At 74.0% G+C, this 19,642-nt stretch carries 16 protein-coding genes; 7 read left to right on the top strand and 9 right to left on the bottom strand.

Going from position 1 to position 19,642, the window contains the following annotated elements:
• Window positions 1-88: 88 nt before the first annotated feature.
• Window positions 89-1,588, top strand: coding sequence for an Asp-tRNA(Asn)/Glu-tRNA(Gln) amidotransferase subunit GatB (gatB, locus tag ACIBTV_RS21015; protein WP_396707207.1), 1,500 nt, complete (start codon window positions 89-91; stop codon window positions 1,586-1,588).
• Window positions 1,589-1,743: 155 nt separating this feature from the next.
• The gene (locus ACIBTV_RS21010; protein ID WP_396707206.1) at window positions 1,744-4,101 is read left to right on the top strand and encodes a transketolase-like TK C-terminal-containing protein; all 2,358 of its coding nucleotides are present in this window, start codon (window positions 1,744-1,746) and stop codon (window positions 4,099-4,101) included.
• A gap of 46 nt (window positions 4,102-4,147) precedes the next feature.
• Here the strand turns inward: ACIBTV_RS21010 and ACIBTV_RS21005 are convergent, their stop codons facing one another.
• Both ACIBTV_RS21005 and ACIBTV_RS21000 read right to left on the bottom strand, forming a co-directional pair.
• A complete protein-coding gene (locus ACIBTV_RS21005) occupies window positions 4,148-5,731 on the bottom strand; it encodes a metallophosphoesterase (RefSeq protein WP_396707205.1) in 1,584 nt (527 codons plus the stop codon).
• Window positions 5,732-5,822: 91 nt separating this feature from the next.
• A complete protein-coding gene (locus ACIBTV_RS21000) occupies window positions 5,823-6,998 on the bottom strand; it encodes a PQQ-dependent sugar dehydrogenase (protein WP_396707203.1) in 1,176 nt (391 codons plus the stop codon).
• A gap of 128 nt (window positions 6,999-7,126) precedes the next feature.
• On the opposite strand from ACIBTV_RS21000, the gene ACIBTV_RS20995 reads away from it, so the two are divergent.
• Window positions 7,127-8,053: a 2-hydroxyacid dehydrogenase gene (locus ACIBTV_RS20995; protein WP_396707201.1), complete on the top strand. Its 927-nt coding sequence runs from the start codon at window positions 7,127-7,129 to the stop codon at window positions 8,051-8,053.
• 30 nt (window positions 8,054-8,083) lie between these two features.
• On the opposite strand, the gene ACIBTV_RS20990 is transcribed toward ACIBTV_RS20995, so the two are convergent.
• Window positions 8,084-8,461: a PH domain-containing protein gene (locus tag ACIBTV_RS20990; protein WP_396707200.1), complete on the bottom strand. Its 378-nt coding sequence runs from the start codon at window positions 8,459-8,461 to the stop codon at window positions 8,084-8,086.
• A 218-nt stretch (window positions 8,462-8,679) separates the two neighbouring features.
• Between ACIBTV_RS20990 and ACIBTV_RS20985 the strand changes: the two genes are divergently transcribed.
• The 3 genes from ACIBTV_RS20985 to ACIBTV_RS20975 all read left to right on the top strand — a co-directional run bounded on the left by ACIBTV_RS20985 (window position 8,680) and on the right by ACIBTV_RS20975 (window position 13,178).
• Window positions 8,680-11,058: a putative bifunctional diguanylate cyclase/phosphodiesterase gene (locus tag ACIBTV_RS20985; protein WP_396707198.1), complete on the top strand. Its 2,379-nt coding sequence runs from the start codon at window positions 8,680-8,682 to the stop codon at window positions 11,056-11,058.
• Window positions 11,059-11,166: 108 nt separating this feature from the next.
• Window positions 11,167-11,505, top strand: a complete 339-nt coding sequence (locus tag ACIBTV_RS20980) for an ArsR/SmtB family transcription factor (RefSeq protein WP_396707196.1) — start codon at window positions 11,167-11,169, stop codon at window positions 11,503-11,505.
• Window positions 11,502-13,178, top strand: coding sequence for a SulP family inorganic anion transporter (locus tag ACIBTV_RS20975; RefSeq protein ID WP_396707194.1), 1,677 nt, complete (start codon window positions 11,502-11,504; stop codon window positions 13,176-13,178). The genes ACIBTV_RS20980 and ACIBTV_RS20975 overlap by 4 nt, the downstream gene beginning before the upstream one ends.
• A gap of 45 nt (window positions 13,179-13,223) precedes the next feature.
• Here the strand turns inward: ACIBTV_RS20975 and ACIBTV_RS20970 are convergent, their stop codons facing one another.
• Genes ACIBTV_RS20970 through ACIBTV_RS20945 form a run of 6 tightly spaced genes read right to left on the bottom strand, consistent with a single transcriptional unit; the run spans window position 13,224 to window position 18,216 of the window.
• Window positions 13,224-13,967, bottom strand: coding sequence for a copper homeostasis protein CutC (locus ACIBTV_RS20970; protein WP_396707192.1), 744 nt, complete (start codon window positions 13,965-13,967; stop codon window positions 13,224-13,226).
• Entirely contained in the window at window positions 13,967-14,989 is a 1,023-nt protein-coding gene (locus ACIBTV_RS20965) for an asparaginase (RefSeq protein ID WP_396707190.1), read from the bottom strand. The genes ACIBTV_RS20970 and ACIBTV_RS20965 overlap by 1 nt, the downstream gene beginning before the upstream one ends.
• On the bottom strand, window positions 14,986-15,858 hold the full coding sequence (locus ACIBTV_RS20960; protein WP_396707188.1) for an amino acid ABC transporter permease: 873 nt from the start codon (window positions 15,856-15,858) through the stop codon (window positions 14,986-14,988). The genes ACIBTV_RS20965 and ACIBTV_RS20960 overlap by 4 nt, the downstream gene beginning before the upstream one ends.
• The gene (locus ACIBTV_RS20955) at window positions 15,855-16,499 is read right to left on the bottom strand and encodes an amino acid ABC transporter permease (protein ID WP_396707186.1); all 645 of its coding nucleotides are present in this window, start codon (window positions 16,497-16,499) and stop codon (window positions 15,855-15,857) included. The genes ACIBTV_RS20960 and ACIBTV_RS20955 overlap by 4 nt, the downstream gene beginning before the upstream one ends.
• A gap of 17 nt (window positions 16,500-16,516) precedes the next feature.
• Window positions 16,517-17,470: a glutamate ABC transporter substrate-binding protein gene (locus tag ACIBTV_RS20950; protein WP_396707184.1), complete on the bottom strand. Its 954-nt coding sequence runs from the start codon at window positions 17,468-17,470 to the stop codon at window positions 16,517-16,519.
• Window positions 17,471-17,487: 17 nt separating this feature from the next.
• Complete coding sequence (locus ACIBTV_RS20945) at window positions 17,488-18,216, bottom strand: amino acid ABC transporter ATP-binding protein (RefSeq protein WP_396707246.1); 729 nt, start codon at window positions 18,214-18,216, stop codon at window positions 17,488-17,490.
• A 195-nt stretch (window positions 18,217-18,411) separates the two neighbouring features.
• Here ACIBTV_RS20945 and ACIBTV_RS20940 point away from each other — a divergent pair, with 195 nt between their 5' ends.
• Window positions 18,412-19,602, top strand: a complete 1,191-nt coding sequence (locus ACIBTV_RS20940) for an ROK family transcriptional regulator (protein WP_396707182.1) — start codon at window positions 18,412-18,414, stop codon at window positions 19,600-19,602.
• Window positions 19,603-19,642: the final 40 nt, after the last annotated feature.

The following is a 19,642-nucleotide window of genomic DNA, read 5'->3' as shown; positions in this document are numbered from 1 at the left end:
GCATGGTGATCTCGAAGCCCGGCAGCGGGGTGGCCGGAACAGCCGATTAGGCTGGAACGGTTCTGTCCGGATCGCGCCTGGAGCTCAGATGACGACGACACTGCCCGCGTACGACGAGGTCGTCGCGCGCTACGAGCCGGTGATCGGCCTGGAGACCCACGTCGAGTTGGGCACCCAAACCAAGATGTGGTGCGGCTGCCCGACCGACTTCGGCGGCGAGCCGAACACCCGGGTGTGCCCGGTCTGCCTGGGTCTGCCCGGCTCGCTGCCGGTCGCCAACAAGGCGGCCATCGAGGCGACCATCCGCATCGGGCTGGCGCTGAACTGCTCGATCGCGCAGTGGTGCCGGTTCGCCCGGAAGAACTACTTCTACCCGGACATGCCGAAGAACTTCCAGATCAGCCAGTACGACGAGCCGCTGTGCTTCGACGGCTACCTGGACGTCGAGGTGAACGGCGAGACCGTCCGGATCGGCATCGAGCGGGTGCACCTGGAGGAGGACACCGGCAAGACGCTGCACGTCGGTGGCGCCACCGGCCGCATCCACGGCGCGACCGAGTCGCTGGTCGACTACAACCGCGCCGGCATCCCGCTCGTCGAGATCGTCACGAAGCCGATCCCGGGCACCGGGTCGCTCGCCCCCGAGGTGGCCCGCGCGTACGTCACCGAGCTGCGGGACGTGATCCGCTCCCTGGGCGTCTCCGACGTCCGGATGGAGGAGGGTTCGCTGCGCTGCGACGTGAACACGTCGCTGAACCTTCCCGGCGAGGAGTGGGGCACCCGCACCGAGACGAAGAACGTCAACTCGCTGCGCTCGGTGGAGCGGGCCGTCCGCTCGGAGATGCTGCGCCAGGCGTCCGTGCTGGACGCGGGCGGCCGCATCACCCAGGAGACCCGGCACTTCCACGAGGACACCGGCGACACCACCCCGGGCCGGTCCAAGGAGACCGCCACCGACTACCGGTACTTCCCGGAGCCGGACCTGGTGCCGCTCGCGCCGGACACCGCCTGGGTCGCCGAGCTGAAGGCCGCCCTGCCGGAGCTGCCGCGGCTGCGCCGCAAGCGGATCCAGCAGGACTGGGGCCTGTCGGACCTGGACATGCAGTCGGTGGTCAACGCCGGCGCGGTCGAGCTGATCGAGGCGACCGTGGCCGCGGGCACCACGCCGGCCGCCGCCCGCAAGTGGTGGCTCGGTGAGCTCTCCCGGCGGGCCAACGAGACCGGCGTGGACCTGGCCGACATCGGCGCCACCCCGGCGCAGGTCGCCGAGCTGCAGGGCCTGGTCGACGCCGGCAAGCTCAACGACAAGCTGGCCCGGACCGTGCTGGAGGGCGTGGTGGCCGGCGAGGGCTCGCCGACCGAGATCATGACCAACCGCAACCTGGAGGTCGTCTCGGACACCGGCGCGCTCACCGCCGCCGTGGACGAGGCCATCGCCGCCAACCCGGCCATCGCCGACAAGGTCCGCAGCGGCAAGGTCGCCGCGGCCGGCGCGCTGGTCGGGGCGGTCATGAAGGCCACCCGTGGCCAGGCCGACGCCGCGACCGTCCGCACCCTGATCCTGGAGCGCCTGGGCGCCGAGGGCTGAGCCCACCCACCCGGCCCGACCCGTGCCGGTCACGGGGCCCGCGGCGGCGTGCCGAGTCGCGCCGCCCGCGGCGCCCCGCGATCGGCGGGGAGGGCCGGTGCCGCATCACCCCCCACCCCCGTGGGCGTCAACGGCGACGCCCGGATGGAGCCACCGTGAACCAGCACGACCTCGACGTCCTCGACGAGATCCAGCGGCGGGTGCTCTGGCTCGCCACCCGCATCGTGGACGCGGCCAACCACGACCGGCAGACCGGCGACGGCGTGAAGGTCGGCGGCCACCAGGCGTCCAGCGCGTCGCTGGTCACCGCGATGACCGCGCTCTGGTTCGCCCACCTGGACGCCGCCGACCGGGTGGCGGTCAAGCCGCACGCCTCCCCGGTGTTCCACGCCATCCAGTACCTGCTGGGCAACCTGGACCGCTCGTATCTCACGACGCTGCGCGCCCGGGGTGGCCTTCAGTCGTACCCGTCGCGCACCAAGGACCCGGACGAGGTGGACTTCTCCACCGGCTCCGTCGGGCTGGGCGCGGCGGCCCCGCTGTTCGCCGCGGCCACCCGCCGCTACGTCGACGCGCACTTCGGCCCCCGCCCACGGTCCCGCTTCGTCGCGCTGATCGGCGACGCCGAGCTGGACGAGGGCAACATCTGGGAGGCGGTCGCCGACCCGGCCACCACGGGCCTCGGCGACGTGATGTGGCTGGTGGACTTCAACCGGCAGTCCCTGGACCGGGTGGTCCCCGGGGTGCGGATCAACCAGTGGCGGGGGCAGTTCGAGGCCGCCGGCTGGCACGTGGTCGAGGTCAAGTACGGCCGTCGGCTGGCCGAGGCGTACGACCGGCCGGGCGGCGCGGCGCTGCGCGACTGGATCGACGCGATGCCCAACGAGCAGTACCAGTCGCTGTTCGGGCTGACCGGGCCGGCGCTGCGCATGCAGTTCCTCGACGGCGCGCCGGAGGGCATCGGGTCGTTCATCGCCGACATCCCCGACGACGAGCTGGGTCCGCTCGTCACCGACCTGGGCGGGCACGACCTCGCGGCGCTGCTCGACGCGTACGCCCAGTGCGACGCGGTCACCGACCGGCCCAGCGTCGTGTTCGCGTACACGGTCAAGGGGTGGGGGCTGCCGATCGCGGGCAACCCGCGCAACCACTCGCAGCTGCTCACCGGCGAGCAGGTCGACGCTCTGCGCGCCGCGCACGGCCTGACCCGGGAGACCGAGTGGGATCGGCTCGACCCGGCCACCCCGGCCGGCATCCGGGCCGGCGAACGCCGGGAGGCGCTGTCTCGCGCGCCGCGCCGGCGGGCGCTGGGGGTCACCGTTCCGGAAACCACCAAGGTACGCGCGAACAAGCCCGTCTCGACCCAGGAGGTCTTCGGCCGGGTGCTGGTCGACCTCGCCCGGGACCCGGAGGTGGGCCGCTACCTGGTGACCACCGCCCCGGACGTGGCGACCTCCACCAACCTCGCCGGGTTCATCAACAAGACCGGGGTGTTCGCCCCGACAGCGCAGCGGTCCTGGACGGAGGACCGGATGCTGCGCTGGACCGAGAGCCCGTCCGGCCAGCACATCGAGCTGGGCATCTCGGAGATGAACCTGTTCCTGCTGCTGGGTCAGCTCGGCCTGGCCTGGGACCTGTCCGGCCAGCCGCTGCTGCCCATCGGCACGGTCTACGACCCGTTCGTGCTGCGCGGCCTCGACGCGTTCCTCTACGGCACCTACTCCGGCTCCCGGTTCGTGGTGGCCGGCACCCCGTCGGGTATCACCCTGGCCCCCGAGGGCGGCGCCCACCAGTCGACCATCACCGCCTCCGTCGGGCTGGAGTTGCCCGGGGTGACGTTCGTCGAGCCCGCGTACGCGGTCACCCTGGACTGGCTGCTCTGCGACGCGCTCGGCCAGATCGCCGCCGGTTCGCCGGCCTCCGCGACGGCCGCCCCCGCCGAGGACGGCGCGTACTACTTCCGGCTCAGCACCCGGCCGATCGACCAGGCGCCGTTCGAGGCGGCCCGGGCCCGTCTCGGCGACGCGGTGCTGCGCCGGCAGGTGGTCGCCGGCGCGTACCGGCTGGTCGACGCCCACCAGGCCCACCCGCACCTGGCCGACGCACCGGTCGTGCAGCTCGCCGCCTCCGGCGCGGTGCTGCCCGAGGTGCTGGCCGCGGCGGCGGAGCTCGCCGACGAGGGCGTCGCCGCGCACGTCGTCGACATCACCTCGCTGGACCGGCTCTACCGGGCGTGGCAGCGCACGCTGCGGCAGGGTGTCCGGACGGCGACCGTGCCGAGCGTGCCGGGCGCGCTGCGCGCGGCCTTCGACGGCCGTGCCCCGGTGGTCACCGTGCACGACGCCGCGTCGCACGCGATGGCGTGGCTCGGGTCGGCCCTGGGCGTGCCGGGGGTGCCGCTCGGCGTGGACGAGTTCGGTCAGTCCGGCAGCGTCGCCGAGCTGTACGAGCTGCACGACCTGCTGCCCGGCAGCATCGTCAACGCCGCCCTGGCCGCGCTCTCGCTGCGATGAGCGGCGGGACCGCCGTCGCCACCCGGGCGCGTAGCCGGACGGACCGTCAGCGGGTGGGGGTGGGGGTGACCGGCACCGGCGCCCCCGCCGCCGGGTTCTCCACCACGTGCCGTTCCAGGCTCACCTGGGCCTGGCCGGTGCCGCCCACGCTGATGTCGTCGTACGCCTGGAGCATCTTGTCCTTGTCGAAGTAGAGCACGCTCATCGACAGCGGCGTCGGCTTCTCGCCCTCCAGGCCGCGCAGCCCGGCGCCGCCGGTGGAGCCCTCCACCAGCAGTTGGGTCGGCATCAGCCCGGGCTGCTGGGGCAGTTTGGACACCTGCCGCTGGTGGGTGTGCCCGGCAAGTACCAGGGGGCAGGTGCCGGAGAGCGGCCCGGCCGACGCGGGATCGTGCACCAGCGCGATGTTCACCGGCCGGGGCGAGTTGCGCACGGTGGTGGCCAACTGTTCGCCCACCCCGATGACCTGCTCGGCCACCTGCCTGGTCAGCCCGCTCCCGGCGGGGGAGGTGTTCTTGTCGGGTGTGAAGCGCGGGTCGCCGATGCCGGCGATGGTGAGCCCGGCGACGGTGGTGGTGGAGTTGTTCAGCACGATCGCGTTGGGTTGCCGGGCCACCGCCGCCGCCGTCCGGCCCGAGTCGTGGTTGCCCCGGATGTACACGTAGGGCCGGCGCAGCAGCCCGATCGAGCCGACGAACGACGCCTCCGGCTCGCTGCCCCAGTCGGTGATGTCACCGGTGTCGATCACCACGTCGATGTCGAACTGCTCGACGACCGTGCGGATCAGCCGCCAGCCGGTCGGGTTGAGGTGCATGTCGGAGACGTGCAGCACCCGGGTGGTGTCGGGGGCCGGCTCGAACACCGGCAACGCCGACACGGTCGTGTAGAGCTGGCTGACGTTGCCGACCAGCCGTTGGAGCTGCTCGGCGTAGCGGGTGTAGTCGTCGGCGATCCGCCGCGCGTCACCGACGACGGCGGGCGCGTTGACCAGCAACCCCTCGTACCGTGGCTCCTCGATCGCCTGCGGGCGCAGGGTGCCGGCCGCCGCCCCGAGGCTGCCGCCGACGACGAGCAGCGACAGGCCGCCGGAGATGGCGGTGCGGCGGATGTCGCGGAAGACCAGCGCGGCCAGCAGCAGGGTGGCCAGCACCGCGGACGCGACGGTACGCAGCCCGAGCCGCATCACGCCCGCGCGGACGTCCTCGACGGCGGACTGGCTGGCCCGCTGGATGCTCGCCGGGTCGTCGATCAGCGCCTCCGTACGCCCCTGGTCGAGCGCGCCCAGCCGGACGGTCAGATGGGTCGGCCCGTCGTGGCTGTCGAGCAGCAGCGCGCCCAGCGGCGGGATGGAGACCGTGGTGCCCCCGCCGTCGGTGGTGGGGGAGAGGGTGAGGGTCGCCTGGAACGGCCCGATGTCGGTGTCCACCCGGCCACCGGCCAGCACTCCGACGAGGACTCCGGCGAGGGTGACCACCAGGACCGCCAGCGTCGTCCCCGCCACGCGCAGCGGGCGGCGCCGGTCGGGTCGGGTCAGGGCACGCCACGCGGCGCCGAGGCGGCGGCGGCCGGTCACCGGTGTCGTGCCGGCGTCGGTCCCGTGGCCGTTCTGCTCGTTCTGCTGCCCGTCCATGCTGAGATTCTGACCTGCCCGTAGAAGGATCTTGGCAAACCTGAGGGCGGGAGATTGGCGCGTCGGCGGGGCCGACGGTGGTCGTCGCGGGTCAGCTCCGCCCGGCGCCGCCGTCGGCGAAGACCAGCCGCAGGATCCGGTCGTCCTCCGGCACCGGATCGCCCCGCCCGTCGTGGTTGGACGTGGTCACCCACACCGACCCGTCCGGCGCGGCGGCCACCGCCCGCAGCCGCCCGTACCTGTTGGTCAGCAGTTCCCGGGGCTGGCCGAGCACGGTGCCGGTGTCGGTCAGCTCCACCACCCACAGCCGTTTGCCGCGTAGGCAACCGGTGACCAGCAGCCGCTCGACGGCGGCCAGGCCGGAGCAGGACGCGTCGCCGGTCGCCCACTGGGTGAGGGGGTTGACGAAGCGCTTGTCGTCGGAGCGCCCCTCCACCTGCGGCCACCCGTAGTTCTTGCCCTTGACGATCTCGTTGATCTCGTCCCAGGTGTTCTGGCCGAACTCCACCGCGTACATCCGTTTGCCGGCGTCCCAGGCGAAGCCCTGGACGTTGCGGTGCCCCAGCGACCAGACGGGTGAGCCGGGGAACGGGTTGCCGGGTGCGGGCTTGCCGTCCCGGGTGATCCGCAGGATCTTGCCGCCGAGGCTCTTCACGTCCTGCGCCCCGGGCCGGTCGCCGGCGTCGCCGGTGCTCGCGTAGAGCTGCCCGTCGGGGCCGAACCCGAGACCGCCGCCGTTGTGGACACTCGCCTTCGGGATGCCGGTCAGGATCGGGGTGGGCTCCCCGTCGAGCTGGAGTCGGACGATCCGGTTGTCCCGTTCGGTGGTGTAGTAGACGAACAGCGTCCGGTCCCGCTGGTAGGTGGGGGAGACGGCGATCCCGAGCAGCCCGCCCTCGCCCGCGGCGGCGACGTCGGTGATGGTGTGGGCCACGGTGACCCGCAGCCCGTCCGGCCCCGACTCCGGGCCGACCTTGAGGATCCGGCCGCTGTCCCGCTCGGTCACCAGGGCGCCGCCGTCGGGCAGGAAGCCGATCGCCCAGGGCACCCGTAGCCCCTTCGCCAGCACGGTGGCGACCACCTGCTGACCGGCCCCGCCGGGGCTGGCCGACGCGGACGGGGTCGGGAAGGTCGGCGGCTCCCCCGCCGGATCGGGCTCGGGTTCGCCGAAGCTGCATCCGGTCGCCGCCAGGAGCAGCGCCGCGCACGAGGCCGCCAGCGCGGCCCGGACACGGCGGGTGCGGGGGTACGGGGGACGGGCGCTCACCCGGCCCAGGGTAGTCCGCCGGAGCGCCGGTCTGGGGCGGTCGGATCATCGCGGTCCCCCGGACGGCAGGTCCTGCACCTCGGGACGGGCCGACCGCACCGTCGGGGCGGCGGCTATCGTCGGCGGGCGTGAAGGTATGGATTCCGCACGAGACCGGCCTGTCGCTCCTCGGTGAGCTGCCGCCCGAGGTCACCGTCGAGGTCGCCGAGGACCCCGACAAGCTCCCGTCCGACGCGGCCGGGGTCCGGTTCTGGGTGCCGCCGTTCCTGTCCGGCTCGGACGCCACCCGCCTGCTGCGGGAGCTGCCCGACCTCGAGGTGGTGCAGTTGCTCTCGGCCGGCGCGGACGCGTGGGTCGGCAGGACGCCGGACGGGGTGACCCTCTGCGACGCCCGCGGGGTGCACGATCCGTCGACCGCCGAGTGGGTGGTCACCGCGATCCTCGCCCAGCTGCGCGCGTTCCCCCTGTTCGCCCGGGCGCAAGCCCGCCGCGAGTGGGCGTACGGCGAGGCCACGCCCACCGACGAGCTGACCGGCAAGCGGGTGCTGATCATCGGCGCCGGCTCGATCGGCACCGCCGTGCGGGACCGGCTGGCGCCCTTCGACGTGCGGTTCACCCTGGTCGCCCGGACCGCCCGGCCGGAGCAGGCCGTGCACGGTGTCGAGGAGCTGCCGCGGCTGCTGCCCGAGGCGGACGTCGTGGTGCTGCTGGTGCCCCTCACCGACCAGACCCGGGGCCTGGTCGACGCGGCGTTCCTCGGCGCGATGCGGGACGGCGCGCTGCTGGTCAACGCCGCCCGCGGGCCGGTGGCCCGCACCGACGACCTGGTCGCCGAACTCGCCACCGGGCGGATCTCCGCCGCGCTGGACGTCACCGACCCGGAGCCGCTGCCCGCCGACCATCCGCTGTGGGAGATGCCGAACGTACTGCTCACCCCGCACGTGGCCGGCTCGGTGCGGGGGCTGCTGCCCCGGGCGTACCGGCTGGTGGGTGAGCAGGTGCGGCGGTTCGCCGCCGGCGAGGAGCTGCGGAACGTGGTGGTCGACGGCTACTGACGGCCGGGTGTCGCGGGGCGGCCGGCTGTCTCAGTCGGCCGCGCCGGGCAGCGTCTCGCCGGTGGCCGAGACGAGCCGGGGCAGGTCGCGGGCGCGGACCGCCGTCAGGGCGACCTCCTGCCCGTCGTCGAGCCGGGCCACGGCCCGCCCCCGCCCGTCACTGGTCAGCTCGACCACCTGGTCCCAGAGGATCCGGCGCTGCCCGAAGAGCGCCCGTACGCGCACCTCGCGCGCGTCCGCGTCGGTGCCCGCCCGCCAGGCCCAGACGCCGACGGCGAAGGGAACGAGCAGGACCGGCAGCAGGTACACCTCGGCGTTGGCCAACGGCAGCGCGCCGACGAAGGCGATGATCGATGCGGCCACGATCGCCTGGTTGTACCGGAAGCGGACGGTATCGGGCTTGCTCACCCCGCGATGATCCCACCTCCTGCTGGGCGGGCCGCGCACGGGGCGGCCGCCGAGGTCGCGACGGCGGTCGACGTGACGATGGTCACTGCTCGGGTCGGGCGTGGTGGCGTAACCGGCGCCCGCGGCGGATCGTTTCTGACGATTGGGCACCGGACTCGACCGGTCCGGCGTCCCGCACCGCCGCACCGCCCCCGTGCCCCCTCACGAAGGCGACCGCCGTGCCCCTCGCCGCCCCGTTCCGCGCCCCCGTCCGCTCGGTGGTGCCGGAGGCCGCCGTGCTCGTGGCGGTCGCGCTGCTCATCCTCGCCGGCACGACCGGCCTGCTCTCCGCCCCGGTCGTGGTTGCGCTCGCCGTGGGCGTCGCCGCCACGCTCGCCGGCGTACGTCTCTCCCGGCTCGCCGTCCGGCCGCCCACCGTCGCGCCGTCAACGCCGGTCGGGCCGCAGTCGGACGAGCCGGGCGAGAATACGTGGCCCGGCGCGGCCGGCACCCGCGTCGCCCGGCGGGCGTGGACGTCCACTCGCGCGGCCGTCCTGCTGCTCGACGCGAGCGTGGTCGTCGCCGGGGTGACCGCCGCCGCCCTGCCGCTGCTCGACCCGGTGCCACTGGCCGTGGCCGTCGCCGCGCCGGCCGTCGTCGCGGGGTCCGCCGCCGCCGGGCTGCGCCGCCTTCCGGGCGGACCGCAGCCGGCCGTCCGGGCCCGGTTGCGCGGGCTCGCCGAGGGGATCGGTCCCGCCGCAGCCCTGGCCCTCGCCGGCTGGCTGCTGCTGCACCGTTCGGGTGTGTTGTTCCCGGCCCGGCTGACGGCGGCGCTGCTGCTCGGCGTGTTCGGCGCCGTCGCGCTCACCGCGTTGACCGGGGCGCACCCGCGGGCCGCAGCGGCCGTGGGTCGGGGCGGCCTGGCTCTGGTCCTGTCCGGGCTGACCCTGCTGTTGATCTTCCCGCCCGCTTCGGTGGGCTGGCCGGGGCTGCTGGCCGTACCGCCGCTCGTGGTGGGGTTGCTGCTGGTCGCCGCCGGGGCGACGCGGGCGGTGGCCGGTCGCGGCCCGGCGCGTCCCGCGCCGAGGTGGCCCCGGGCGGTGCTGCCGGCGGTGGTGCTGCCGCTGGCGGCCGGCGGTGACCTCGGCTCGGGTCTGCCGCCGGACCGCACCACCCTCCTGCTCGCCCTGGTGGCGGTTCCACCGCTCCTGCTGCGCGAGCTGTTCCGCACGGCCGATCGGTCGACGCCCACCCGGCCCGCCGCCCACCGCCGCGACCCACGGCCGGGGAGCGGGCACGCGGACCCGCGGCCGGAGCGCGTCCACCTCGACCCGCCCCCGGTCGTGTCGGCCCATCCGAGCGCGACGTCCGTCACGTCCGGTCTGGTGGACCGGTCGGCCCTGCGGCGGGTTCTCGCCGTTCGGGCCGAGGAGGCGGGACCGGGCGGGGCGCTGCTGGTGGTGGACCTGCACGCGTCGAGCGGCGACGGGGGCCCGCCCGCGCTCGACGACGACCTGCTGGCCGAGGTGCTGCACCGGGCCCGGGCCGTGGTGGGCCCGCGCGACCTGCTCGCCACCCTGGACGGCGCCGGGTTCGCCGTGGTCACGACCGGCGGTCCGATGCTGGCGTACGCGCTGGGCACGCGGCTGCTTGCCACGCTGACCCAGCCGTATCTGCTGGGCGCGACCGCGCACCGGGTGCAGGCGAGCATCGGGCTTGCCGAGCTGGACGGCTCCGGCCCGGACGACGTGCTGCGCCAGGCGGATCTGGCCCGGCGACGTGCGGTCCAGCTCGGCCGGGACCGCGTCGAGTGGTACGACGCGTTCCTGGAGGAGCAGCTCGTGCGCCGGCTCGACCTGGAACGGGAGCTGCCGGGTGCGGTCGCCCGGGGCGAGCTGGACCTGGTCTATCAGCCGGTGCTCGGGCTGGCCGACCGGTCACCGGTCGGCGCCGAGGCGCTGCTGCGCTGGCGCAGCCCGGTGCTCGGCACGGTGCTCCCCGACGAGTTCCTGCCGGTGGCGGAGGACCTCGACATCGTGGGCGAGCTGGAGTGGTGGGTGCTGGACCGGGCGTGCCGGCAGCTCGCCGAGTGGTCCGCGGAGAGCCGCCGGCTCTGGATGGCGGTCAACGTCACCACCACCGAGCTGACCACGCCCGATTTCGTGCAGCGCACGGCGGCGGTGCTCGCCGCGTACGGGGTGCCGGCGGACCGGCTGGTCGTGGAGGTGGCGGAGCCGCGGATCGGCCCCGAGCTGCCGACCGTGGTGGCCCGGCTGGCCGGGCTGCGCTCCCTCGGCGTCCGCACGGCGCTGGACGACTTCCGTGCCGAGCACGCCTCGCTGGCCCAGCTGCGCCGGCTCCCGATCGACCTGCTGAAGGTCGGCGCCGACCTGGTCGACGGTGCTCCGGACGCGCCGCGCCCGCTCCTCGACGTGGTGGTGAACGTCGGTGACCGGCTCGGCGTAGAGGTGGTCGCGGAGGAGTTGGAGTCGCCCGGGCAGGTCGAGGGGGCGCACCGTGCGGGCTGCCGCTACGGGCAGGGCTTCGCGCTGGCCCGGCCGGCGACCGCGGAACGGGTCGAGGCCTTCCTGGAGGAGTTCCCGTCCGCCTCCCGCTGACGGCGCGGCGGCGGGCCGGCGCGTCCGTGGTGACCGTGCCATCTTCCGACTTGAAGATTTTCGCAAGTGCTAAAGTCTTCACGGTCGAGGTGGGGAGGGTGGGCGCACATGTCGGTGCCGCTGTACCAGGCGAAGGCGGAGCTGTTCCGCACACTCGGGCATCCGGTCCGGATCCGGGTGCTCGAACTGCTCCAGGACGGTCCGAAACCGGTCCGCGACCTGCTGGCGGCGATCGACGTCGAGGCGTCCAACCTGTCCCAGCAGCTCGCTGTGCTGCGCCGCGCCGGGATGGTCACCTCCTACCGTGACGGCCCCCTGGTCATGTACGCGCTCAGCACCCCGGACGTGGCCGACCTGCTCGCCGCCGGGCGGCGGATCCTCGGCGCGGTCCTGACCGACCGGGACGGGCTCCTCGGCGAGTTGCGGGCCGACGGGTCCGACCGGTGAGTCCCGCGGTCGCGGCGATCGGCGACCGGGTCGGCGGGCTGCTGCCGACGCGCGCCGACTGGCGGGCCGTACGCCGAGCGCCGCGCCGGGACCTGCTCGCCGGCCTGACCGTGGCGGTGGTGGCCCTGCCGCTGGCCCTGGCGTTCGGGGTCACCTCCGGTCTGGGCGCGGAGGCGGGGCTGGTCACCGCCGTGGTCGCCGGCGCGGTGGCGGCGGTCTTCGGCGGCTCCAACCTCCAGGTGTCCGGCCCCACCGGGGCGATGACCGTGGTGCTGGTGCCGGTGGTGCAGCAGTTCGGGCCGACCGGCGTGCTCATGGTCGGGGCGATGGCCGGGGTCCTGCTGATCGTCCTCGCGATCGCCCGACTCGGCCGGTACGTCCGTTACCTGCCGGCACCGGTGATCGAGGGCTTCACCGCGGGCATCGCCGTGGTGATCGCCCTGCAACAGGTTCCGGCGGCCCTCGGCGTCGTCGACGCGCACGGCGAACGGGTGTGGGCGGTCGCCGCCGACGCGGTGGCCCGCTTCGTCGCGCATCCCCGACCGGCGCCGCTCGCGGTCGCGCTCGGCGTGGCCGCGCTGATGCTGGTCGGCGCCCGGTGGCGTCCCGGCGTCCCGTTCTCCCTGCTGGGGGTGGCCGTCGTGACGATCGTCGTCGAGGTCGCGCCGGTGGACCTGCCCCGCATCGGTGCCCTGCCGCAGGGGCTCCCCGCGCCGTCGTGGGGCTTCCTCGACCTGGGCGCGCTCGGCGTGCTGCTGCCGTCGGCGCTGGCGGTGGCGGCGTTGGCCGCGCTGGAGAGCCTGCTCAGCGCCACCGTCGCCGACGGAATGACGGTCGGCCAGCGCCACGACCCCGACCGGGAACTGTTCGGCCAGGGCCTGGCGAACCTGGCGTCACCACTGTTCGGCGGGATTCCGGCCACCGCCGCCATCGCCCGTACGGCGGTGAACGTCCGGGCCGGCGCCGGGTCGAAGCTCGCCGCCCTCACCCACGCCGTGGCGCTCGCGGCGATCGTGCTCGCCGCCGCGCCGCTGGTGGGCCGGATCCCGCTCGCCGCGCTCGCCGGCGTCCTGCTCGCCACCACGGTACGCATGGTCGAGGCCGGGTCGTTGTGGGCGATGGCGCGGGCCACCCGGGGCGACGGGTTGGTGCTCGTGCTCACCTTCGCGGTCACCGTGGCGTTCGACCTGGTCACCGCGGTGGCGGTCGGGGTCGGCGTGGCGATCGTGATCGCCCTGCGCGCGGTGGCCCGCACCGCCCGGGTGGAGCAGGTGCCGCTGGACGCCGGGGAGCACAGCGCCGAGGAGCACGCCCTGCTCGCCGATCACATCGTGGCCTACCGGCTGGACGGTCCGCTGTTCTTCGCGGCGGCGCACACCTTCCTGCTCCAGCTCTCGGATGTCGCCGACGTCCGGGTGGTCATCCTGCGGATGTCCCGGGTGTCCACCATCGACGCCACCGGCGCGCAGGTCCTGGGCGACGCCATCGTCCGGTTGCAGCATCGGGGGATCACCGTGCTGCTCTCCGGCATCGTCCCCGGCCACGACCAGGTGCTGACCGCCCTCGGGGTGGCGGCGCAGCTGCGCCGCGACGGCCTGGTCTTCCCGGACACGCCCAGCGCGATCGCGCACGCCCGGAAGTTGGCGCTGAGCCACTCGGGCGGATCTTGGTAGGAAACGGCCCCTCCGGGGGCCCTTTCCTACCAAGATCGAGAAACGTCAGGCCCGGGACGCCGCGAGGACCTGGCCGATGAGCTTTTCGGAGGTGTCGGAGCGCTCGTACTCCGGGCGGTGCAGCGTGCCGCCCATCCGGGGCGCCGGGTTGCGGTGCACGGCCGGGCCGTCCGAGGTGACCAGCGCCGCGAAGTGGTACTCGCCGGCACCGGTGGCCTCGATGATCCGGGTGATGTTGCGCGGGGTGATGCCGCCGCCCGGCATGACGATGATGCGGTCCCCGGCCCGGCGGACCAGCTCGGCGATGAGCGGCGCGCCCTCCAGCACGCTGACCTCCTGGCCGGAGGTGAGCACCCGGTCCACGCCCAGCTCGATGAGCTGCTCCAGCGCCGCGTACGGGTCGCGGACCATGTCGAACGCCCGGTGGAAGGTGATGCTGACCCCGCCGGCCGCCTCGATGAGCGCACGGGTGGTCGGGACGTCGACGTCGCCCTCGGCGGTGAGCGCGCCGATCACGATGCCGTGGGCGCCGGCCGCCACCGCCGCCCGGACGTCGCGCACCATCGCCTCGACCTCGGTCGGGGAGTAGATGAAGTCACCGGCGCGGGGCCGGACGATGACGTGCACCCGGATCCGGTCAACGCTGCGCAGGGCCGTCTCGATGGTGCCGATGCTCGGCGTCAGCCCGCCCTCGAACAGCGCGGAGCAGAGCTCCACGCGCTCGGCTCCGGCCGCCTCGGCGGCGAGAGCGCCCTCGACACTGTCGATGCAGATCTCGAACGTGGTCATCAGTTTTCCTCTTCCCTGCGGGTGGGCCCCGCGGTCCAATCGATGGCGGCGGCGACCTCGCCCACCGGCTCACCGCCGCCGAGCACCGGCACGCGCCGCAGCTCCGCGGCGGCCTCGACCGGCGCGCCGGCCGCCGCCAGGGCGGCGAGCGCGATGGCCGTGGTGGCCCGGGGGCTGCCGTCGATCGCCTTCACGGCGACGGCGTGCCCGTCGGGGGTCGCCACCCCCAGCACGCCCTCGGCGCCGCCCTTGGCGAGCACCCCGGGCAGTGCCCGCATGAGGTCGGTGTTCGGGTGGCCGTGCCACCCGCCGACGTGTTCCGGGTGTGCGCGCATCGCGTCGGCCACCCGGGCCTCGGCGCTGCCCGGCGCGGCCGTGACCAGCGCCTGGAAGGTACGGGCCAGGCCGGTGAGCGGCAGACCGAACAGCGGCGCGCCGCAGCCGTCCACGGCGACGGTGCTGACCGGAGCGCCGGCCAGGCGGGCGACGGCGGCGGCGGCCTCCCGTTGCAGCGGGTGCGCCGGGTCCAGGTAGTCGGGTGTCGACCAGCCCCGGGCCACGGCGGCGACCAGCATCGCGGCGTGCTTGCCGGAGCAGTTCATCCGGATCCGGGTGCGCTGCTCGCCCGCCCGGATCAGCCGTTCGCGGGTCGCCTCGTCCTCCGGCCAGTCGACGGGGCACCGCAGCGCCTCATCGGTCAGCCCGGCGGCGGTGAGCAGGTCGCGTACGACGGCGACGTGCCGGTCGTCGCCGGTGTGGCTGCCGGCCGCGAGGGCCAGCGCCGGGCCGGTGAGCACGCCGGCCAGCGGCGACGCCGGTCCGGCGGTCTCCGCGGCGGTCAGGCAGGCGAGCGCCTGCACCGGCTTGAGGGTGGAGCGCGGCAGGACCGGCTCGTCGGGTACGCCTGCGCTCAGCGCGACGGCGCCGGACGGGTCGAGCACCACGACGCTGCCGAAGTGTCGGCTCTCCACGACGCCGTTGCGGGTCACCCGGGCCAGTTCGGCGTACGGGGCGGTGGTCATCGGGCGGTTCCCCCTCCGGTGAGCGGTGGTGCGGTCGGCGCCGGCTCGGCCGACCGGCCGCGGGTGCCGAGCCGGCCGTTGCGGGCCTGCAGCACGCGGGCGACCTTCGACAGCGAGGCGTTGACCACCAGATAGATCAGCGCCACCACCAGGAACGTCTGGATCAGCAGGTGGGTGTACGAGGCGAGCACCTGGCCGCTGTAGAGCAGTTCGGTGTAGCTGACCACGAAGCCGAGCGAGGTGTCCTTGAGCAGCCCGACCAGCTGACTGACCAGGGACGGGGTCAGCTGGCGTACGGCCTGCGGCAGCACGACCAGCCGCATCACCTGGCTGCGGCGCAGCCCGATGGCGAGGCCGGCCTCCGTCTGCCCCCGGCTCAGCGCCTTGATCCCGGCGCGGAAGATCTCGGCGAAGGCCGCCGAGTTCGAGACCACGAGCGGCGCGACGAGCTTCCAGAACAGCGGGAGGTTCAGGCCGTAGCGGGGCAGCGCGAAGAGGGTCACGTACACCAGGAGCAGCGCCGGTACGGTCCGGAACACCTCGACGTACGCGCCGGCCAGCCACCGCAGCGGCCGGTGCGCCGACAGCCGGCCGAGCGCGAGCAGCAGCCCCAGCGCGGCGCTGAGCACGGCGGTCGCGGCGGCGGCGAGCAGGGTGTTGCCGAGGCCGTCGAGCAGGTACCGCCAGATGGGCCAGGTGGTGAAGGGCTGCCAGCGTTCGGCGGCGAGTTCGCCGTACGCCGCGAAGCGGTGGACCGCCAGGGCGAGCCCGCCGAGGAGGACGAGTGCGCCGAGCACGGTCGCGATGCGGATCCGGCGCTGCGCGCGGGGACCCGGTGTGTCGAAGAGGATCTGCTGGTCGGAGTTCATCGCACGATCGCCCACCGTCGTTCGAGCATCGACGTGATCCGGCCGATCACCAGCGCCAGCAGCATGTAGGCCAGGCCGGCGCCGGTGAAGACGGCGATCGGCTGGGCCTCGACGAGGTTGACGTTGTTGGCGGCCTGGGTCAGCTCGACCACGCCGACGGCGGCGGCGAGCGACGTGTTCATCAGCAGCGCGATGAGGATGTTGCCCATCGGCTGGATGACGGCGCGCAGTCCCTGCGGCAGGATCACGTACCGCAGGGACTGGCTGAAGGTGAGCCCGATGGCGCGCGCCGCCTCGGCCTGCCCCACGCCCACCGTGTTGATCCCGGCCCGGATCGCCTCGGCCAGGTACGCCCCCTCGTAGGCGGCGAGGACGATGGCCGCCGAGGTGAACAGCGGGAACGTGATGCCGATCGTGGGCAGGGCGAAGACGAAGAGCACGAGCAGGGCCAGCAGCGGCAGGTTCTGGAGCACCTCGACGTAGACCATCCCGACGCCGCGCAGCAGCGGCACGGGGCAGACCCGCAGCGTCGCCACGACGACGCCGAGCAGCAGCGCGCCGATGGTGGTCACGACCGTCAGGTGGACGGTCGTGACCAGCCCGTGGCCGAGTTCGCCGAGATGACCGGTGAGGGCATCCATGGTGGGACGGTGACCCTTCAGGAGCCTTCGACGGACCCGATCGCCGGCGGGGTGGGCGTGCCGCCCTCCACCACCGAACCGAGGGTGCTCTGCCAGACCTTCGCCCAGGTGCCGTCGGCCTGGATCTTCCGCAGCCAGTTGTTGACGAACTCCTTGAACTGGGCGTCCTCGTGGTTGAGGCCGATGCCGTACGCCTCGGTGGTGAACGGCTCGCCGACCACCTTCATGCCCGGGTTCGACTTGGCGTTGGAGGCGAGCAGGGTGAAGTCCTGCACGTACGCGTCACCGCGCTTCTGCAGCAGCGCCTGCACCGCCTGCGGGTCGGTGGCGAAGGCGACCTGCTTGGAGCCGGGAGCGGCGGTCGGCAGCGCGGTGACCGCCGGGGTGTTGGCGCCGACGATGACGGTCTTGCCGGCGAGGTCCTGCACGCCCTTGATGCCCGTCTCGTCCTTGCGCACGGCGACCGCGAGACCGGAGGTCAGGTACGGCCCGGCGAAGTTGACCTGGGTGGCCCGCTGCGGGGTGATCGTGTAGGTCTGGAACACCGCGTCGACCGACTTGGCCTGGAGCATGGCCTCCCGGGTCTGGGTGCCGATCGTCGTCGTCTTCACCTCGGGCTTGCCGATGATGTACTTGGCCAGCAGCTTGGCCATGTCGGCGTCGAAGCCCTCGATGTCGCCGGTGACCGGGTTCTGCTGGGACAGCAGCGGAGCATCGAGCGAGCCGCCGACGTTCAGGTAGCCGCGCTTGCGGATCGCGTCCATGGTGGAGCCGGCCGGGATCTCGGCGTCGGACGCCACCGGGGCGGAGTCGAAGACCGACTGGGCCACCTTCTCGCCGCCGGAGCCGCCGGGCAGGGCCGGGGCGGAGCCGCCGTCGCCGCAGCCGGCGGCGGCGAGGGCGACGGTCACGGCCGTGGCGGCGATGGTGAGCGCGCGCCGTCGTGTGACGTGCGTGGAGAGAATCGACATGCCACCCTCCTCGGGGGTCAGTGCTGGAGGATCTTGGAAAGGAAGTCGCGCGCCCGCTCGGTGCGGGGCGCGGCGAAGAACTCGTCGGGTGTGCCGGACTCGACGATCCGGCCGTCGTCCATGAAGACGACTCGGTCCGCGGCGCGACGGGCGAAACCCATCTCGTGGGTCACCACGATCATGGTCATTCCCTCCGCGGCGAGGGAGACCATGACGTCCAGGACCTCGTTGACCATCTCCGGGTCGAGCGCGGAGGTGGGTTCGTCGAAGAGCAGCACCTTGGGCCGCATGGCCAGCGCCCGGGCGATCGCCGCGCGCTGCTGCTGACCGCCGGAGAGTTGCGCCGGGTACCGGTCGGCCTTGTCGGCGATGCCGACCCGGTCGAGCAGGGCCAGCGCGTGCTCGCGGGCGGCGGCCTTCGGTGTCCGCCGGACCTTGGTCGGGCCCAGCGTGACGTTGTCGAGCACCGTGCGGTGGCCGAACAGGTTGAACGACTGGAAGACCATGCCGACGTCGGCGCGGAGGTTGGCGAGCCGTCGCCCCTCGGCCGGCAGCGGCTCGCCGTCGATCTCGATGCTGCCGCCGTCGGCGACCTCCAGCCGGTTGAGGCAGCGGCAGAGGGTCGATTTGCCGGAGCCGGACGGCCCGATGACCACCACCACCTCACCCGCGGACACCGTCAGGTCGACGTCCTTGAGCACGTGCACCGGTCCGAACGACTTCTGCAGGCCGCGTACGGCCACCATCGGCCGGTCGGGGCGGGTGGGCCCGGGCCGGTTCGCGAGGTCGGGTGCGGGCGTCGTCGGTGCCACGGCTCGCCTCACTTTCTACGAAACTCGAATAAAGATGAGTTCACCTCGAATCAACGTCGCCATCTAATGCCAGCAGGAAAACTAAGTCAACCGCTTGCTGGAATGAAGTTCGGATGTTAAGAACCTCGGGTGACGACCGGTGACGCCCCACGCGAGGGCCTGCGCGGTGGACCCCGCGAGCTGCTCCGACTGGTGGCCAGCGGAGCCGCGGCCAGCCGCGCCGACCTGGCCCGGCTCTCCGGGCTGTCGCCGTCCACCGTGTCCCTACGGGTCGAGGCGCTGATCAGCGAAGGGCTGCTCCAGGAGACCGGCGACGGGAAGTCCCGGGGCGGCCGGCGTCCGCGCCAGCTCGCGGTGCCCACCGGGGGAGCGCTGGTCGGCGCCGTCGACCTGGGCGCGCACCATGCCCGGTTCGGCACCCTCGACCTCTCCGGACGGGTCGTCGAGGTCCGGTCCCGGCCGGTCCGCATCGAGGACGGCCCCGAGGCCGTGCTCGGCGACCTGCTCGACGAGGTCGCCGCCCTGGCGCCCGGCGGGTCCGGTCCGGTGCCGGGTCAGCGGGGCGGGCCGGGCGTCGGCGGCGGGCTGCGCGGCATCGGCATCGGCATCCCCGGCCCGGTCCACTTCGAGACCGGCCGGATCGTCAGCCCCTCCCGGATGCCCGGGTGGAACGGCTTCGACGTGCGCGCGTTCTGCGCCGAGCGGACCGACATCCCGGTCGTGGTCGACAACGACGCCAACCTGATGGCGCTCGGCGAGCACGTGACGACCCACCCGGAGCTGGACCACGCGGTCTACGTCAAGGCCGGCACCGGCATCGGCGCGGGGGTGATCTCCGGCGGGCGGCTGCACCGCGGTGCCCAGGGCTCGGCGGGGGACATCAGCCACTGCCGGGTGGTGGCCGACCCGGGGGCGCTGTGCAGCTGCGGCAACTCGGGCTGCCTGGAGGCGGTGGCCAGCGGCGCCGCCCTGGTCGCCGCGCTGCGTGAGCAGGGCCTGCCGGTCGAGGACCTGACCGGCGTGATGCGGCTCATCGACGACGGCGACCGGCACGCCACCGCGCTGGCCCGTCGGGCCGGGCGGTCGATCGGCGAGATCCTGGCGGTCGTGGTCAACTTCTTCAACCCGCAGGTGGTCGCCATCGGCGGCCGGCTCGCCGAGTGCGAGCCGCTGCTCGCCAGCATGCGGGCCACCCTCTACGAGCGGTGCCTGCCGCTGGCCACCCAGGCGCTGCTCATCGAGCGGGTCGTCGCCGGACTCGACGTCGGCATCGTGGGCGCCGCCCAACTCGTCATCGACCGCATCGTCGACCGGGACTGAGACCAGCGCGGATCCTGGTGGGAGAGCGCCCCGGGGGCAC

The organism is Micromonospora sp. NPDC049366, from assembly GCF_044466625.1.
GTDB lineage: Bacteria > Actinomycetota > Actinomycetes > Mycobacteriales > Micromonosporaceae > Micromonospora.
Note: the sequence above shows the minus strand (reverse complement) of the source record. Positions and strands in the feature narration are given on the sequence as shown.

Coding starts and splice junctions, on each gene's coding strand:
- gatB (WP_396707207.1), top strand. CDS start 89: ATGACGACGACACTGCCCGCGTACGACGAGGTCGTCGCGCGCTACGAG.
- ACIBTV_RS20965 (WP_396707190.1), bottom strand. CDS start 14,989: ATGACCACCGCCCCGTACGCCGAACTGGCCCGGGTGACCCGCAACGGC.
- ACIBTV_RS20970 (WP_396707192.1), bottom strand. CDS start 13,967: ATGACCACGTTCGAGATCTGCATCGACAGTGTCGAGGGCGCTCTCGCC.
- ACIBTV_RS20955 (WP_396707186.1), bottom strand. CDS start 16,499: ATGGATGCCCTCACCGGTCATCTCGGCGAACTCGGCCACGGGCTGGTC.
- ACIBTV_RS20945 (WP_396707246.1), bottom strand. CDS start 18,216: ATGGTGGCCGTACGCGGCCTGCAGAAGTCGTTCGGACCGGTGCACGTG.
- ACIBTV_RS20980 (WP_396707196.1), top strand. CDS start 11,167: ATGTCGGTGCCGCTGTACCAGGCGAAGGCGGAGCTGTTCCGCACACTC.
- ACIBTV_RS20960 (WP_396707188.1), bottom strand. CDS start 15,858: ATGAACTCCGACCAGCAGATCCTCTTCGACACACCGGGTCCCCGCGCG.
- ACIBTV_RS21005 (WP_396707205.1), bottom strand. CDS start 5,731: ATGGACGGGCAGCAGAACGAGCAGAACGGCCACGGGACCGACGCCGGC.
- ACIBTV_RS20950 (WP_396707184.1), bottom strand. CDS start 17,470: ATGTCGATTCTCTCCACGCACGTCACACGACGGCGCGCGCTCACCATC.